General features: G+C 43.2%; 13 protein-coding genes and 2 tRNA genes. 11 read left to right on the forward strand and 4 right to left on the reverse strand.

What is annotated here, in order from left to right; translation table 11 throughout:
* Nucleotides 1-112: 112 nt before the first annotated feature.
* Nucleotides 113-817 carry a rhomboid family intramembrane serine protease gene (locus tag ACJV2T_RS05930; RefSeq protein ID WP_419399409.1) on the reverse strand — a complete coding sequence of 235 codons (705 nt, stop codon included), beginning with the start codon at nt 815-817 and terminating at the stop codon, nt 113-115.
* A gap of 161 nt (nt 818-978) precedes the next feature.
* Here ACJV2T_RS05930 and ACJV2T_RS05935 point away from each other — a divergent pair, with 161 nt between their 5' ends.
* Nucleotides 979-1,188, forward strand: a complete 210-nt coding sequence (locus ACJV2T_RS05935; RefSeq protein WP_004106126.1) for a hypothetical protein — start codon at nt 979-981, stop codon at nt 1,186-1,188.
* Between the two features lie 196 nt (nt 1,189-1,384).
* On the opposite strand, the gene ACJV2T_RS05940 is transcribed toward ACJV2T_RS05935, so the two are convergent.
* Nucleotides 1,385-3,874, reverse strand: coding sequence for a glycogen/starch/alpha-glucan phosphorylase (locus ACJV2T_RS05940; protein WP_419399410.1), 2,490 nt, complete (start codon nt 3,872-3,874; stop codon nt 1,385-1,387).
* A 237-nt stretch (nt 3,875-4,111) separates the two neighbouring features.
* Here ACJV2T_RS05940 and ACJV2T_RS05945 point away from each other — a divergent pair, with 237 nt between their 5' ends.
* On the forward strand, nt 4,112-4,528 hold the full coding sequence (locus ACJV2T_RS05945) for a sterol carrier family protein (RefSeq protein WP_391496102.1): 417 nt from the start codon (nt 4,112-4,114) through the stop codon (nt 4,526-4,528).
* Nucleotides 4,529-4,644: 116 nt separating this feature from the next.
* On the opposite strand, the gene ACJV2T_RS05950 is transcribed toward ACJV2T_RS05945, so the two are convergent.
* The gene (locus ACJV2T_RS05950; RefSeq protein ID WP_415683145.1) at nt 4,645-5,025 is read right to left on the reverse strand and encodes a DUF3073 domain-containing protein; all 381 of its coding nucleotides are present in this window, start codon (nt 5,023-5,025) and stop codon (nt 4,645-4,647) included.
* Nucleotides 5,026-5,170: 145 nt separating this feature from the next.
* Here ACJV2T_RS05950 and trpS point away from each other — a divergent pair, with 145 nt between their 5' ends.
* A complete protein-coding gene (trpS, locus tag ACJV2T_RS05955) occupies nt 5,171-6,262 on the forward strand; it encodes a tryptophan--tRNA ligase (protein WP_415688941.1) in 1,092 nt (363 codons plus the stop codon).
* A gap of 98 nt (nt 6,263-6,360) precedes the next feature.
* On the opposite strand, the gene ACJV2T_RS05960 is transcribed toward trpS, so the two are convergent.
* Complete coding sequence (locus ACJV2T_RS05960) at nt 6,361-8,082, reverse strand: threonine/serine exporter family protein (RefSeq protein ID WP_415688939.1); 1,722 nt, start codon at nt 8,080-8,082, stop codon at nt 6,361-6,363.
* Nucleotides 8,083-8,288: 206 nt separating this feature from the next.
* Between ACJV2T_RS05960 and ACJV2T_RS05965 the strand changes: the two genes are divergently transcribed.
* The 8 genes from ACJV2T_RS05965 (at nt 8,289) to ACJV2T_RS06000 (ending at nt 16,058) form a co-directional block, all read left to right on the forward strand.
* Nucleotides 8,289-11,045: a phosphoenolpyruvate carboxylase gene (locus tag ACJV2T_RS05965; RefSeq protein WP_415687048.1), complete on the forward strand. Its 2,757-nt coding sequence runs from the start codon at nt 8,289-8,291 to the stop codon at nt 11,043-11,045.
* Between the two features lie 227 nt (nt 11,046-11,272).
* Complete coding sequence (locus tag ACJV2T_RS05970; RefSeq protein ID WP_419399411.1) at nt 11,273-11,932, forward strand: carbonic anhydrase; 660 nt, start codon at nt 11,273-11,275, stop codon at nt 11,930-11,932.
* 55 nt (nt 11,933-11,987) lie between these two features.
* Nucleotides 11,988-13,082 carry a permease gene (locus ACJV2T_RS05975; protein ID WP_415687046.1) on the forward strand — a complete coding sequence of 365 codons (1,095 nt, stop codon included), beginning with the start codon at nt 11,988-11,990 and terminating at the stop codon, nt 13,080-13,082.
* Complete coding sequence (locus ACJV2T_RS05980) at nt 13,079-13,849, forward strand: TIGR03943 family putative permease subunit (RefSeq protein WP_419399412.1); 771 nt, start codon at nt 13,079-13,081, stop codon at nt 13,847-13,849. Before ACJV2T_RS05975 ends, ACJV2T_RS05980 begins: the two co-directional genes overlap by 4 nt.
* Before the next feature lie 76 nt (nt 13,850-13,925).
* Nucleotides 13,926-15,221 carry a CNNM domain-containing protein gene (locus ACJV2T_RS05985; protein ID WP_174164331.1) on the forward strand — a complete coding sequence of 432 codons (1,296 nt, stop codon included), beginning with the start codon at nt 13,926-13,928 and terminating at the stop codon, nt 15,219-15,221.
* Between the two features lie 57 nt (nt 15,222-15,278).
* Nucleotides 15,279-15,758 carry a Dps family protein gene (locus tag ACJV2T_RS05990; RefSeq protein WP_012913682.1) on the forward strand — a complete coding sequence of 160 codons (480 nt, stop codon included), beginning with the start codon at nt 15,279-15,281 and terminating at the stop codon, nt 15,756-15,758.
* Nucleotides 15,759-15,884: 126 nt separating this feature from the next.
* Nucleotides 15,885-15,958 (forward strand) — tRNA-Ile (locus ACJV2T_RS05995).
* Nucleotides 15,959-15,985: 27 nt separating this feature from the next.
* A tRNA-Ala gene (locus tag ACJV2T_RS06000) sits at nt 15,986-16,058 on the forward strand.
* Nucleotides 16,059-16,403 lie beyond the last annotated feature (345 nt).

Below are 16,403 nucleotides of genomic sequence, written 5' to 3' on the forward strand. Positions count from 1 at the left end.
ACGTTTGTGATTAACTATGTGGATAACTTATATAGTTGTCACCAATTTAGGCACAACTTATACACAATCCTGTGCACATTGGTGGAAAACTACACGCGTGTAATTTAACAAATTATGCCTTCAAACAAAACATTGCACAAGCAGTGAGAATAGCAAATAGTGATACAAAATATACTAAGAAACGCGTATTAAACGAAGCTTTTTTAAGTAGCGGATTTTGTACTCCGAGCAATGCTGCAATTGCGGTACCCGAAACTAAGCCTCCAACGTGTGCTTGCCAAGCGATATTAGGCACAATAATTGGCATAGCGAGAGTAATAGCAATCCAAATAATTGTTCCTCGCATGTTTTCTCCTAGTCGCCATTGTGCTACGAGAAGTGCGCCTATAAGCCCCATAATAGCCCCTGAAGCACCGTATGAAGCGATGAACCAATTATTAGTGAGTTTGCACCATACGATATCAGCTACGCTTCCGCCAAAGCCGGATATTAAATATAATCCAAAAAACTTCCATTTACCGAAGAATCGTTCTAATTCAACTCCGAGTGACCAAAGACATAGCATATTGAAGAAAATATGTGTTAAATTTGGTGCGTGAATAAACATTGATGTGAACCAAGTCCAAGGTGTTTGCAACGCAGTAATTGGAAGAAAAGCAGTATAGCTTATTAGAGTCAAATAATAATTTGGGTATGCAAAGTTTAGTACCATTTCTAATATCCAAATAAAAATGCATGAATATACTAAAATGGCTGTGGTCGTGTTAAAGCGAAGTCTTATATTATTTAAAATATTTTTAATATCAAAGTTGTGCATATGCTTATGATATCGGTTTTACTTCACAAATTTAATCAATAACATTATTTAAAAAAGATGCAACTCTGAAGAAAAGCAACTATGATAGTTATTACGCGACAAAAAGCGGTATAGATTGTTGACTTGGACGAGCAGGTCAGCTTAACCGGAAAGGAGCCATCATGGAGAACAGATCCTCTGGCGGTTGGAAGTTCTTTGCACTGCTCTTCGGAGCACTGCTCGCAGGTATTGCTGCGTTGTATGTGTACAAGCAGCATAATCCTGATTATGACCCTTGGGAGGAACCATGGGAGAACAGTTCTTCGCCAATTGACCTAGGGTTAGAAAAAGAAGAGAAAGAAGCTAACGATACTCCTGCCGCTGAGGCATAAGTGACATTTGCTTTATACAGTCCAAAATAAAGGCGATTGCGTATATTCGTAGTCGTCTTTATTTGTAATTACTAAAGAATTGTTGTAAGCAAAAGCGTTTGTCTTACATGCAATTTAACTAAAGAACTAAAAAGGCGGAAACTGATTAACAGCTTCCGCCTTTTATTTTTATGTATTGCTATTAGAGAATACTCAATTACTCAGCAACAGGTGTTGGAAGAGCACCAGTGTGCCAAATGCGATCGAGGTAATCTTCGATAGAGCGGTCAGAAGAGAAGTAACCAGAGTTGGCTACATTCAAGACTGCCATGCGAGCCCACTTCATTGGATCGCGGTAAGTTTCCTCAATCTGAGCCTGAATATCCATGTAAGAGCTGAAGTCAGCCATTGCCATGAAGTAATCATGGGTAAGCCAATCGTTAACGAGTGGCTCATACACGCTCTTGTCGCCGTTGGAGAAGGTGCCGTCAGCAACCATGTCTACAGCGGTCTTCAAGCGAGGATCAGACTCATAGTACTTACGGGAGCCGCCGTGATCGTAGCCTTCAGCGTAGAGCTTTTCAACCTCGTCAACGGTCATGCCGAAGAGGAAGAAGTTCTCAGCGCCAACGCGTTCGCGAATCTCAACGTTTGCACCATCGAGAGTACCAACAGTCAAAGCACCGTTCAAAGCGAACTTCATGTTACCAGTGCCGGAAGCTTCCTTACCAGCCTGAGAAATCTGCTCATCCAAATCGGTGGCAGGAATCAAGTTCATTGCCAACTCGATGTTGTAGTTTGGTGGGAAGAACACAGCGAGCTTGCCCTTGCATGCTGGGTCGTTATTCACCACGCGAGCAACATTGTTAATGAGCTGAATGGTGAGCTTTGCCATAGCATAGCCTGGAGCAGACTTAGCGCCGAAGAACACGGTGCGTGGAAGCATCTTGTCGACGTCGATTGTGCCGTTCTTAATTCCAGCGTACATGGAGATGACCTGGAGGATCTTCATGGACTGGCGCTTGTACTCGTGCAAACGCTTAACAATGGTGTTAAACATAGTGTCTGGGTTGATTTCAAAGCCATACTTCTGCTTTGCGAAATCAACGAAGGCAAGCTTGTTCTGCTTCTTAACTTCGGCAAACTTCTTAACGAATGCCTTGTCGTCAGCCAATGGCTTCAAACCTTCAAGAAGCTCCAAATCACCCTGCCATGCGTCGGTGCCCAAGCCCTCAGTGATAAGAGCAGACATGCGTGGGTTGCTCAAGCGCACGAAGCGACGAGGAGTTACGCCGTTAGTAACGTTCTTGAACTTATCTGGGTAAACGCTGGAGAAGTCCTTCAAAGTGACATCCTTCAACAACTCAGAGTGAAGCTCAGCAACACCGTTAACGTAAGAACCGCCGTAGGTAGCCAAGTAAGCCATGCGAACTACAGCACCTTCGCCATTTTCGTCAGCGTCGGTAGCGATGCGCATGCGCTCAACCTGATCCTCAGCAACGCCCTTACCGCGAAGCTCATTGCGGAACTGCTCGCTGATACCCTGAATAATCTCAAGGTGGCGTGGCAAAAGTTCGCCGATAAGCTTGGCTGGCCAAACTTCCAAAGCTTCTGGAAGCAAGGTGTGGCAAGTGTAGTTGAAGGTCTTGGTGGTGATACCCCAAGCGGTGTTCCAATCGTAGCCGTACTCGTCCATAAGAACGCGCATAAGCTCTGGAATGCCGATAACTGGGTGAGTATCGTTCAACTGGAAGTTAATCTTGCTTGGGAAGGTGGTGAGATCCGGCTTATCCTGACCTGGATAGAATACGCGGATAGCATCATGAATAGAAGCAGCTACGAAGAAGTACTGCTGTTCAAGACGCAAAGCCTTACCTTCTGGAGTGGAATCTTCTGGGTAAAGAATCTTAGAAATGTTTTCCGCTGCAACCTGTGGCTTTACAGCATCCAAGTACTCAGACTTGTTGAAGGTGAGCAAATCAAACTCGTCGTAAGACTTAGCAGTCCACAAACGAAGAGTGTTTACGCGACCAGAATTATAACCTGGAACCATGTAATCAACTGGTACTGCACGAACAGACCAAGCTGGCTTCCATACGCGCTTTCCGTTTTCTTCTACAACTTCACCACCGAAGTTGACGCGCTGGTCACGACCATAATCAATGTGACCCCATGGCTCTTCATTGCTAAGCCAGTAATCAGGGGTTTCAACCTGCTTACCTTCTTCATCAAAGAGCTGCTTGAAGATGCCGTAACGATACTGGATGCCGTAGCCAAATGCTGGAACGCCAATAGAGGCGAGTGAATCAATGAAGCAGGCTGCGAGACGACCCAAACCGCCGTTACCCAAACCTGGCTCATACTCAGCATCGATAACAGCCTTTGGGTCGAAGCCAAGCTTAGTAACAGCCTTATTGAATTGGTCGGTAAGACCAGCGTTCAACAAAGCGTTCTCAAGCTGCTTGCCCATCAAGAACTCTGCGCTCAAATAGCCCACAGCCTTGGTGTTGCCATTAACCATGTCATGCTGGGTCTGCATCCAAGAGTCCATCAAGTGACGACGAACTGTGGTAGCAGCGGCAACATACACATCTGCCGTAGTGGCCTGCTCTGGCGTTACACCCTGGGTGTACTTGAGGTGCTCTTGAAGTTCTTTGGCAAATGCCGTCGCAGTAGTTTTGGCTTTCGGCGCGACGTGTTTAGTCATATTTGACTCCTTGTGCCGTTTGATATATTTCCTAAAAGTGTGCAGCCTAAAACTTTGTGTTTAGGCAATTAAACCATCACCATTTTGCAGATAACTTTTGAAGATAACTACAAGAGGCATGTGAATGCACACAATAACCCCAAGAATACCACAACCTAATCCCTTTAAATATTTGTATATAACGTCTTAATACAAATATATTGCTGAAAGTAGGTTGTTTAGAAGATAATAAAAAATATGTCAGTAATACTTGAACGAGATATAAAACGAGGACAATGTGCTTGGCAATCCTGGCGCGAATCAGCTATTAAAGCACTTGGCAATGGCGTAGAAGCTACGCAAGTAAATAGTAATATTTTAAATATCTCTTTAAGTGACGAAGCTTTAGCAGTTAGATATTCGCTATATCTTCTTGAAGATAAGGTGCCTGGGTGTGCAGTAGAAGTAAGAGTTGCGCCTTTTGGTGCAGTAAAAATTTTGGAAGGACCGGCTTCGGATCCGCATAATCTCACGCCACCAGATGTTATTGAACTTGAGCCTAAAGTATGGCTTCGATTAGCGAGTGGTGTTACTAAATGGCATCAAGAACAGGACTTTGGCAACATAAGTGCAATTGGCGAGCGTGATGATTTAAGCGATATTTTGCCGTTGTAAGTTGGCTTTATGCAGCTTAATTGCGTATTTGCAGCGTGTATTTACAAATATCCTGGGCAAACAATATTTCGAATGCCCAGGATACGTAAATAAAATAATTTTAATAAATTTAATTTTTAAATGTCGTGTTTATGTATGAAGTTTGGAATTGGCATAGGGATATGATGATGCACTGGCGTGTGCGCTCCCGAGTTTGTAGAAGAGTTTTCGCTGCTCACAGCTTTTGCAGCTGCTTCCGCAGCCCACTTGGCATACTCGTCTAAATCATCTTCGTTTGAAGCATCAACGGCATCATTTTCTTGATCTGTGTCATTCTCTTCTGGAAGATATGTATCTTCCTCATAGCTTTCGCTCGACGCAAATGGATCGAAGGATCCTTGTCCGGGTTCGCTGGAGTTAAGTTCCTTAGCAAGCTCGTCATAATCCGTATCGGTCGTCAGGTATTTGAGCTTACGGGCAATTTTCTGTTGCTTTGCCTTCTGTCGTCCGCGGCCCATCTGACCCCCTCTAAAAATTAAGTAACAATCAGTTCATCACACAAGAGCGTACCACTTAACCGCAACCGAGTATATTGTCTGTGTAAACTTTTACCATAAAAGCCATATTTTCAGCGTAAAAATACGCACAATTAAGGAGCCTAAAATGCCGGAAGAAGCACAGGTCACAGCTGCTGGTAATGAGATGAGCGCGAGCTTCCTTGCAGCGCGTAAACGTTCAGATGCAACGCTTGAAAAGTTAAAAGCTAGCCCTTCGTCTTTTACTATGCTTACTGGAGATCGCCCAACTGGTCGTTTGCATTTAGGACATTATTTTGGATCTATTCGTGAGCGTGTTGCAATGCAGCAGCGCGGAGTAAAAACCAATATTATTATTGCAGATTATCAAGTAATTACCGATCGTGACACCACTGAGCATATTGAAGATAATGTTTTGAATTTAGTGTTGGATTATATGGCTGCCGGAATTGATCCTGAAAAAACAATGATATTTACTCATTCCGCAGTGCCTGCAGCAAATCAGCTTATGTTGCCTTTCCTTTCGCTTGTTACAGAAGCAGAATTACACAGGAATCCTACTGTAAAGTCGGAAATGGAATCATCTGGACATGCTTTAACCGGATTGCTTCTTACGTACCCAGTGCACCAAGCTTGCGATATTTTGTTCTGCAAAGCTAATGTTGTGCCGATTGGTAAAGATAATTTGCCGCACGTTGAAATCACTCGTACGATTGCGCGTCGTTTTAATGAGAGATACGCAAAAAAGAATCCAGTGTTCCCAGAGCCGGCAGCAATTTTGTCTGATGCTCCTGAAATTCCAGGATTGGACGGACGAAAGATGAGCAAATCTTACGGTAACTCGATTATGCTCGGGGCTACTGCCGAAGAAACTGCCAAATTAATTAAGAAGAGTCCAACTGATTCTGAGAGGATGATTACTTTTGATCCAGTAACTCGTCCGCAAGTTTCTGCGCTTCTTACTACCGCAGGCTTAGTTACAGGCAGGGATCCTAAAGATATTGCTGCAGAAATTGGTAACGCTGGTGCTGGCGCATTGAAAGCTTACGTAATTGAAAACGTAAATAATTTCTTGGCACCTCACCGTGAGCGTCGTGAAGAACTTGCAAAAGATATGGATGCTGTTCGAGACATTTTGCATGACGGCAATAAGCGTGCAAATGCTATTGCAGAAGAAACGCTTTCTCAAGTGCGAGATGCTATGGGAATGAAGTATTAATTAAATTTCAATAAGTAAATTAATAAAAAATAAAGCCGCTCGCAAGAAAACTTGTAAGCGGCTTTTTGTTAAAAATTAACGGGCTGAAACTTAGAACATCACACGTCGTAACGCCAATTTTTATCTGTAATAACGCGTGCTACAGCAAGACCAATAGGTAAGCAAATAATTACCATGAAAGCGCGGAAAGTCCAGTCTAACGCTGGAAGCGTGTGGAACTGTCCAAGATAAAACATTGCGCGATACATATAAAGTCCAGGAACCATAATTACGATAGATGGAACCGTAAGACTTATTCGTGGATAACCCAAATATTGAGGCGCTAATCCGTGACGAACGATAGCTCTCCAAGCAGAAGCTAGCAAACCTGCCAATAAAGCACCGCTGAAAGCTGCAATCTCGGCAGCAACTCCAAAATCTGTCATAGTTAAGCGAAGAGTATCTGTAATAGCTCCAATAACTCCTGCAACTATGCACATGCGTTGTGGAGAATTAAACAGTACTGAGAAGCCCCATACTCCAGCAAAAGCTGTAATAAGTCGAAGAACTGCGTTAAGCCAAGGATTTAATCCGAGGGGAGGGAAGCCTTGAGGATTGAGCTGTACAAGGCTTGCAACCGTCCATCCTGCAAGAGTTCCCATCAAAATAATCGCTAACGTGTAACACAGTCGTTGAATTCCTGAAGGGAAATCAATTTTTGCAATATCTAAGCCGCCTGTAATAAGAGGGAATCCAGGAATAACAAACAACACTGAGCCAATGTATGCAGTTGTATGATTGAGCGCGCTAGGGTCGAAGAAGCCAATAAGACGCAAAGCCCCAATGCATGATAGTGCACCTATTGCAACAGCTACGAATGTAACTACAAACTGATTTAGATGCTTCATAAACATTCTGCGACGAATATAGTGACCGATTCCTGCACCAATAAAAGCACCAATCATGTCGTAAATACCGCCGCCAAGCAAGAACGCAAAGGATGCGCAAGCAACTGCCGAAGCAAGACCAGCAAACCACGGTTTGTATAGTGGTTTCCTATTTTTAATCAAATCAAGACGGTCGTGTACTTCCCTAACTGTAAGAGGATGATCATTTTTAGATTCGTCATTACTGTTGGATGCGTTTACGTGCGAAAAATGTTCAGCGTAAGCACTTTCTGGTTGCAATGCAAAAATTCCGCGCGGCTTTTCTTTTTTTATAGCTTCTTGCAATGCTTTCTTTTTTGCAATTTTAGTAGCATTTTCTTCAGACTGCTTAGCTGTTCGTACAATAGTATGTTCGTCGTCGCTCGCTTGCAAAGTGTCAACTAATTCCTTAGAAACAGCAGCTTTAGAGTGATATAAAGAATCGTTTCCAAGCTTGACGTTAAACCAATCTGCAAAATGTTCTAGAAGCCAAATGCGCTCAGTGTTAACACCTGTGGTTGGAAGATCTACAACTTCAGTAATTCGCTCATGCTTATCAGTGCAAGTTGCTTCAATATCTGTGAGATTCACGTCCGCGCGCACGTGTACGCCCATCGGTTCGCCGATTCTGTGCATAAGCTCGCGAACTCGGTAGCTTCCTGTGCCTGCTCCTAAGCCGAGTGCACCGACGCGAATAATAATACTCGATTTCGCAGCAATTCCTGCTTGTGTAACTGGCTTATCCCAATCTCGCTCAACATCGTCCATATCGAGTGGAATAGCATGAGTATGAAAACGCCCAGAAGGTTTTCCAACTATATGACCAGTCGAAAGAATTTCAGGCTTATAGTAATCGCAGTTGTCGGTGCTGTTGTCGTGTGTATTATTCTCAATATTATTCTCTGCTGTACTCACAATTTTTTAGTATACGCAACCCCGTTGCCGAGTTATATTTTGTTGATAAATCAGCATTCTTTAAGACGTCCGGTGGTAGTTTCACAATTAACTTGGTATCTCGCTGGAAACAAGGCTGTGGGCTTGCAACTTCTGACCTACATAACCGCGGAGGAGCCGCGGAAGTCAGACGACCAAGCAACCTTAGTCTGGCGTAAGGAGGTCTGATGGCAACAGAAAATCAGCAGGTTACTCCGGCAGACGCAACTATTGTTACGTCTGGTTTAGGGCGAAAGGGCCCAGAGGAGCGTGACCTTCCAGCATCACTTAAGCAAGACATGGATTTGTGTTTGCATATTCTTCGCGATGTTCTTGGCGAATTCGATGAAAAATTATTAGCAGTATTCGACGATGTGCGTTTGAATGCTGTAGAAGCTAGTGCGGCTCATTTTGCGCAAATGGTAGACGCAAAAGTAACTGCAGATGATGGCTTAAGTAAAGCTGTTAGCAAGCTCAACGGAATGAATTTGCACGATACGCAGCTTTTAGCTCGTGCTTTCGCAACATATTTCCACTTGGCAAATTTGTGCGAGGAAAATTATCGTGTTTCTGTACTTCATCAGCGTGAATGTGAAGTTGAAGATTCATTGCCTGTTGATCCAGTTAACGAACTAACTTGTGCTTATCACAAGTTGCTCACTGAAATGAGCCCTGCTGAAGCGAAAGAATTGCTTGCAAAGCTTGAGTTCCATCCTGTATTTACTGCGCACCCAACCGAAGCTCGTCGTAAAGCCGTTGCAGGTAAGATTCGCAGAATTTCGCAATTATTAAGCGAACATCATCGTTTAGGCGGATCTGATAAGCGCGAAAATTATCGTCGCCTCTATAACGAAATCGATGCGCTTCTTCGCACTTCTCCGATTGCTTTGAAGAAGCCAACTCCGGTTGAAGAAGCGGATACTATTCTTGACATTTTTGACGCTACATTATTTGACACTATTCCAGTCGTGTATCGTCGATTTGACGATTGGCTTCTTGGCAAGAAGGCTGGATTAGTTCCTCCGCGTTGTCCTGCATTCTTCCATCCAGGAAGCTGGATTGGTTCAGATCGAGATGGCAACCCTAATGTGACAGCTAAAGTGAGCCGTCAAGTCGCTCGAAAGTTTAGCGATCACGTGCTTGCAGCTTTGGAGAATCGTACTCGCGAAGTTGGCAAGTGCTTAACTATGGAAACTCGTACAACGCCTCCAAGCGTGGAGTTGCTTGAGTTGTGGAATCGTCAGCGCGAAATGAGCGAACAGCTTACAGAAAACGCTTCAGATGTTTCTAATAGTGAGCCGCATCGCGCTGTAATGTTGGTAATGGCTGAACGTTTGCACCGCACTATTAGCCGCGATACGGATTTGATGTATCATTCTTGCGAAGATTTCATTGAGGATTTGCAAATTGTGCAACGCTCTTTGGCAGAAGGTGGAGATCCTCGTGCTGCATATGGTCCTTTGCAGGATTTGATTTGGCAGGCGCAAACTTTCGGATTCCACATGGTTGAAATGGAATTCCGTCAGCATTCTCTCGTGCATTCTCGCGCTTTGGAAGATATTCGCGAGCACGGATTGCATGGCGAACGCGGTCCGCTTCAGCCAATGACTCGTGAAGTGCTCGATACATTCCGCGCTTTGGGTGCAATTCAAAAGCGCAACGGAATGCGTGCTGCTCGACGCTACATTATTTCCTTCGCAAAATCTGCTCAGCATGTGCGCGACGTATTTGAGCTTAATCGTCTTGCTTTCGCTCACCCACAGGATGCGCCAACAATCGACGTCATTCCGCTGTTTGAGCAGCTTGAAGATTTGCAGAATTCCGTAAACGTGCTTGAGGAGATTATTAAAATTCCTGAAGTGCAGGCTCGTCTTAAGGCTACTGGCCGCAAGATGGAAGTTATGCTTGGCTACTCGGATTCTTCCAAGGATGCTGGTCCTACTTCCGCAACGCTTGCTTTGCATTCTGCTCAGGAGCGAATTGCTCAATGGGCTAAGAAGCACGATATTGATTTGACATTGTTCCACGGTCGCGGCGGCGCTGTTGGTCGCGGTGGCGGTCCTGCAAACCGTGCAGTGCTTGCTCAGCCAGTTGGTTCCGTCAACTGCCGCTTCAAGCTTACTGAGCAGGGCGAAGTTATTTTCGCGCGATATGGCAATCCAATTCTTGCTATTCGTCACGTTGAATCCGTTGCTTCTGCAACTTTGCTTCAGTCTTCGCCAAGTGTTGAGAAAACTAACACTGATATGACGAAGAAGTACGCAGATATGGCTGCAAAACTTGATGTTGCAGCTCATGAGCGCTTCCTTGACTTGTTGCAAACGGATGATTTTACTCCATGGTTCTCCACGGTTACGCCGCTTAGCGAGATTGGATTGCTCCCAATCGGTTCTCGTCCAGCTAAGCGTGGTTTGGGCGCAAAGTCTTTGGACGATTTGCGCACAATCCCGTGGGTGTTCTCCTGGGCTCAGGCTCGCATTAACTTAGCAGCATGGTACGGATTGGGTACGGCTTGCGAAAAGTTTGGCGATTTGGAAACTTTGCGCAGAGCTTACGAAGAGTGGCCGCTGTTTAGTACTTTTATTGACAATATTGAGATGTCTTTGGCTAAGACAGATGAGCGTATTGCTCGCATGTACTTGAGTCTTGGAGATCGCGAAGATTTGAGCGATAAAGTACTTTCAGAAATGCAGCTTACTCGCAAGTGGGTTTTGCAAATAGTCGACGACAAGTGGCCTTTGCAGCATCGTCACGTGCTCGGTCAGGCTATTCGTGTGCGCTCGCCTTATGTTGACGCGCTGTCTGTAATCCAGTCGCTTGCATTGCACAAGCTTCGCAACAAGGTAGACAAAGAAGAGCTTAGCGAAAGCCAGCAGGCAGAGTTCATCTACCTTATTCTTTGCACTGTTTCTGGTGTTGCTGCAGGCTTGCAGAATACTGGATGATTTTATAAGTTTATGTGATTAAGAAAAGCCTTCGTACTGCTTTATTAGCTGTGCGTTGGCTTTTCTTTTTATAATCATATTTTATAAATTTTGTTAGCTTTTATAGCATATTTTCTATTTAACACAGTAACGATAGAATATGTTTTATAAGTCGAAGTGTTTTCAAAATTTGTTGATAGCTTGTATTTGTCACCTTTGCGCAAGCGCATCAATACAAGGAGGTAATAATGCACGAGACAGTCAAAGAAGATCTTTTAAAAGAAGATTCACTTTTGGCTACATCTGTGTGGAGCGCGATGCTAGCTGGTAATCGTAAGTTTGCAGAAGGCTCATTAAATTGCCATGGACTTAGTGAAGAAACGAGATTATCTCTTATTGAAGGTCAGCATCCTGGAGCTGTTGTTCTTTCCTGTGCTGACTCGCGCGTGGCTCCAGAATTTGTGTTTGGTGCCGGTTTAGGTGATATTTTTTCTGTTCGCACTGCAGGCGAAGTCTTTGATGATGCTGTAATTGCATCTTTAGAATACGCTGTAAGCGATTTGGGAGTAAAAGTGCTTGTTGTTCTTGGACACGAGCATTGCGGTGCTGTACAAGCCGTTTTGCCGAATGTGCAAAAGCTGGTTTCTAAATACGGCGAAGATGAAGCAAGCGAAATAATTGAGTCTAGCGAGTCAATATTGCTTCGTTCTTTAGGGCCGGCTGCGCTCGCAGGTATTGAAGAAGACTTGAGCACGGACGATATTGAGCGCATTCACGTGTCTAATATGTTGGCTGAAATTTGCGATAAATCTCAAATTATTCGTGAAGCCGCTTTTAACGATAACCTTATGCTAGTTGGCGCTAGATATAGAATGAGTGACGGTTTGGTAGAGGTTCTTTCATGCTAAGTAGCATGTAGTCGCATTTTTAACAGAATTATTAATACGTTGTTAGGTTACAGATATGAATCAATCATCTAAAGATACGCTTGATGCAAATTCTGCAAATTCCACTAATTCTGCGAACTATCTTTTCTTGCTTGTCGGAGCTCCTTTAGTAGCTTTTATTATTGCAGCTGCTCCTGCTTTACAAGGGCAACATCCTTGGTTTCTAATTGATACAACAATTCGAGGTGTTTCCGGATTGTTGCTACAAGCTATACCTTTTACGCTCATAGGTGTGCTTGTTTCTGCTGCAGTAGAAACTTGGGTAACTGCTGATTTTATCGAGAAACATGCTCCAAAATCCACGGCAAATGGTTTCTTGGCTGCCATATTGGCTGGCGTTTGCGTGCCTGTTTGTGATTGTGTAGTAGTTCCAACATTTTCTCGTTTAGTCGCAAGAAAACTACCTTTGCCGTGCGCCATAACTTTTTTATGTGCAGTTCCTGTTGTAAATCCAGTATCTGTATTGGCAACATTTTATGCGTTTTCTGACGCTCCAGCTGTTGCTATTATGCGTATTGCTCTAGGTGTTGGTATTGCATTATTGGTTGGATTAAGTTTTGTTATATTCCCTTCGAAAACCAATATTTTGCGTAAGAAAATTTTAGTAGAAAGCGAATCTTCTTTACATTGTTCTTGCGAATTGAATAACGAAAGTGATCTCACAAAAAGTAATATTGAAAAGCCTAGTATTTCTGCACAAATTCGCAAATATGTGCAGCATATACATCAGGATTTAATAAAATTAATTCCAATTATTGTGTGTGGAACTATAGTTGCTTCTGTAATTCGCGCATGGCTCGGAGCTGATCCTGCTTCTCGCGTGCAAGTGAGTAATGTTTTCATTGCTATTCCGGCAATGATGGCTATTGCGTACGCAAGCTCTCTATGCTCAAGCTCAGATGCTGTAATTGCAAGAAGTTTAGCAACATCATTGCCTATGTCGTCAGTGCTAGTATTTCTGCTGTTTGGTCCTATGCTTGATTTAAAGAATACGCTTATGCTCGTTGAGGATTGTCGTGGTAAATTTGTGTGGCGCTTAACATTAACTATTGCTTTTGCGTGCTTCCTAGCGTCGTTATTAGCTCAATGGGCTTGGGGGTTCATCGCATGAAAAAGCAAAAATGTGCTGAGCATAATGCTTGTAAAAAAATCACTTTAGCTCAATTTGTAGAAGCTATTTTATTGCTATTTTTTGCAATCATAATTGCTGAAGTTGCTTTAAGTGGTCAATATACGCTTTTTACTACGCCTAGAGCATATTATTATTTGTTAATTGCTGCTATTTTGCTATTTATTTTGTCTATATGCGCTGCGATTGGATGGTTTTCTGTTTCTTCGCGAGATGCTTGGCGTATGCTTGTAGCTTTCGTTGTTCCTGCGCTACTTATTATTATTCCTTTGTGTTACGCTCAAAATATTAGTTTAGATGGATTCGACCAGTATGCTGGTGGTCGTGCTATTGCTATTCGTAGCCAAAATTATCCTTTGCCAGGATTGCAGGAAAAGTCTCGTGAGATAACAGTTGATGATGATGATTTTGGCTCCTGGTATGACGAAATCGATCATAATGCTGCAAAATATGATGGATACACGATTACTCTTACAGGTTTTGTTAGCAGAGATTCTACGTTGAATGCAAATCAATTTAGGGTATCTCGTCAGCTTATGTCATGCTGTATTCTCGACATGTCTCCGTTTGGATTAGTTGCAGAAAAATCAAATATTGGCGAAATTCAAGATCGCGAATGGGTGCGTGTTCGTGCGCGCGTTTCTAGGGGCAATATTGGCATTCCTGGATATCAGCATTCTGGAGTTGTGCTGCACGTTATATCAATGCAAACAGCTCAAGCTCCAACTGGATATTTTTATCGCCCATAAATAATTTATCTTCGTTAATGGTGATAATTATTTTAGAATTGTTGATATCGCATAGAAGTAAACTAAGATAACAAGTATGGCGATTGGTTTTAATATTCTACTCATTATGATTTTTTTGCTATTTGGTTCCGTATTTGCGGCAACCGAATTAGCTTTAGTGAGCTTGAGAAGTTCGCAAATTGATCGCATGGAATTGCAGGATGCGCGTGGCGCTAGAGTTGCAAAAATTGCTCGCGACCCTAACACTTTTCTATCTGCTCTACAAATTGGAGTAACTCTTTCTGGCTTTCTTTCTGCATCGTTTGGTGAGTCTGCTTTAGCTCCGTATGTTGTGCCGGTTGTATGTTCATGGGGTGTTTCTTCGCACGTTGCTGGCCCACTTACAACAATCTTCCTAACTCTTGTTATTTCTTACTGTTCTATTGTTATTTCTGAATTAGTTCCAAAACGTATTGCTATGCAGCGTGCTGAGCAGATTGCTAGATCAGTGGTCCCGGCAGTTGATGTTTTTTCAAAGATTTGCAAGCCTTTAATTTGGCTTATTGGAAAGAATACTAATGGTTTTGTGCGCATTCTTGGCTTTGATCCTAACGAGAAGGAAAGCGAAGTTTCTGACGAAGAACTGCGTGTGCTTGTCAATAGCAATAAGCGTTTAAGTCAAGATGAGCGCACTATTTTGGATGATGTGTTTGATGCGTCTGAAACTATTGTTGCTGAAGTAATGCGTCCTCGTGCTGATGTTGAGTTTTTGGATGGCTCGTTGAGCCTTGAAGAAGCTGCGGCGAAAATTCGTGAGCTTCCATATTCCAGATACCCTGTTATTGGCAAGGATTTTGACGACGTTATTGGTTTTGTGCATGTTCGCGATTTGTTAGATGTGCGTGATCCAAATGCAAAAACTGTTGCAGATGTAACTCGCGAAGGAATTAGTCTTCCTGGAACTTCCAAATTATTGCCGAGTCTGGAACTTCTTCGTAAACGTGGTATTCATTTGGCTGTTGTCATCGATGAATATGGTGGAACTGACGGTATTGTTACGCTCGAAGACATGACAGAAGAGCTAGTTGGAGATATTCGCGATGAATATGATTTGCCTGGTGAAACTGAGCAAAATAATGTGAATAAAACAACTGCTTTTGTAAACGGTGTTGCAAAAATTGATGGCGGTATGACCATTGAAGATTTTGCTGACATTACAGGCATTGAGCTTGAAGATGGACCTTATGAAACTGTTGCAGGCTATTTCTTAGCGCATACTGGTTCAATGGGAAGTGTTGGAGCTGTTTTGCATGATGCGGATGGTTACGATATGACTGTGACTGCGGTTGATGGTAGACGTATTGCGACGATTGAAGTGCGTCGCCGCGCGTAGTTTAAGCCATAGCAGTAGAATAATAACGGTATTAACAAACCTAAGGAAGGATAGAACATGGCTTTGTTGCATATTTTGCCAGGTCTCGACGAAGCGGCCAGTGAAAAGGCTGTTGCCATTTTACAGAATCGTTTAAGCCACGAGCAGGAAGCTGCTTTGGTGCTTAAGCATGCGCATTGGAATGTTACTGGTCCAGATTTTATTGCAGTGCACGAAATGCTTGATCCACAGGTTGCTGAAGTTTTGGCGCAGGCGGATGAAACTGCTGAGCGAATTGCAACTTTGGGCGGCTCTCCACTTGGCCGCGCAGACGATGTTGTTGCAGCTCGCACATGGAAGCGTTTTGCTTTAACTGGTCGCAAGTCCACAAAGGAGTATTTGCAAGCGCTTATTGAATACTATAACGATATGATTGCAGACGATCGCAAAGCTATCGCGGAGCTTGATGAGCTTGATTTAGTTAGCTCAAATATTATTCAAGATCATGTTCAACAGTTGGAAAAGTTCCAGTGGTTCATGCGTAGCCATCTTGATTAATTAACCTCTGTTTAATTTTTTGATTCAAACCGCAACATGCTGTTTTCTTTTTTATGGCGTGTTGCGGTTTGACATTTTCTGTGTCTGTGCTAATGTAACTACTTGTATGTTTTAGGCATACAAGTTGGGCCCGTAGCTCAGGTGGTTAGAGCGCATCCCTGATAAGGATGAGGTCGGAGGTTCAAGTCCTCCCGGGCCCACGATAGAATGACATCATTCTTTCGAATGGGGCTATGGCGCAGCTGGTAGCGCATCTGCTTTGCAAGCAGAGGGTCAGGAGTTCGAGTCTCCTTAGCTCCACAAATAAAGTTCTGGTTGATTTTTCAATCAGAACTTTTTGTTTATTAATTTGTTTTTTGGGGTGGGGGGTAACCCTAATATCCAATATGAGATTATTGCTTTGCTTGGCGCGATTCTTGAGCGTGTTTTGGCTGTTTTTCACTCAACTGGTTATGTGATTTAGTTGCTTATAGATTTAGTTGCGTATGTTTTGGGGAACAAATCTGTGAAATAATCGCAAAAAAGTTCCCTACATTATTTGATTATTGGGGAACAAAATGGTATTTTATTTAAGCAAATGTTCCCCAATTTATGTGAAAAAGGAGTGTGAAGATGGCTGCAAAATATGATGATGTGCAAGAATTG

Source organism: Gardnerella phocaeensis (assembly GCF_048545075.1).
Classification (GTDB): Bacteria; Actinomycetota; Actinomycetes; order Actinomycetales; family Bifidobacteriaceae; genus Bifidobacterium; species Bifidobacterium vaginale_J.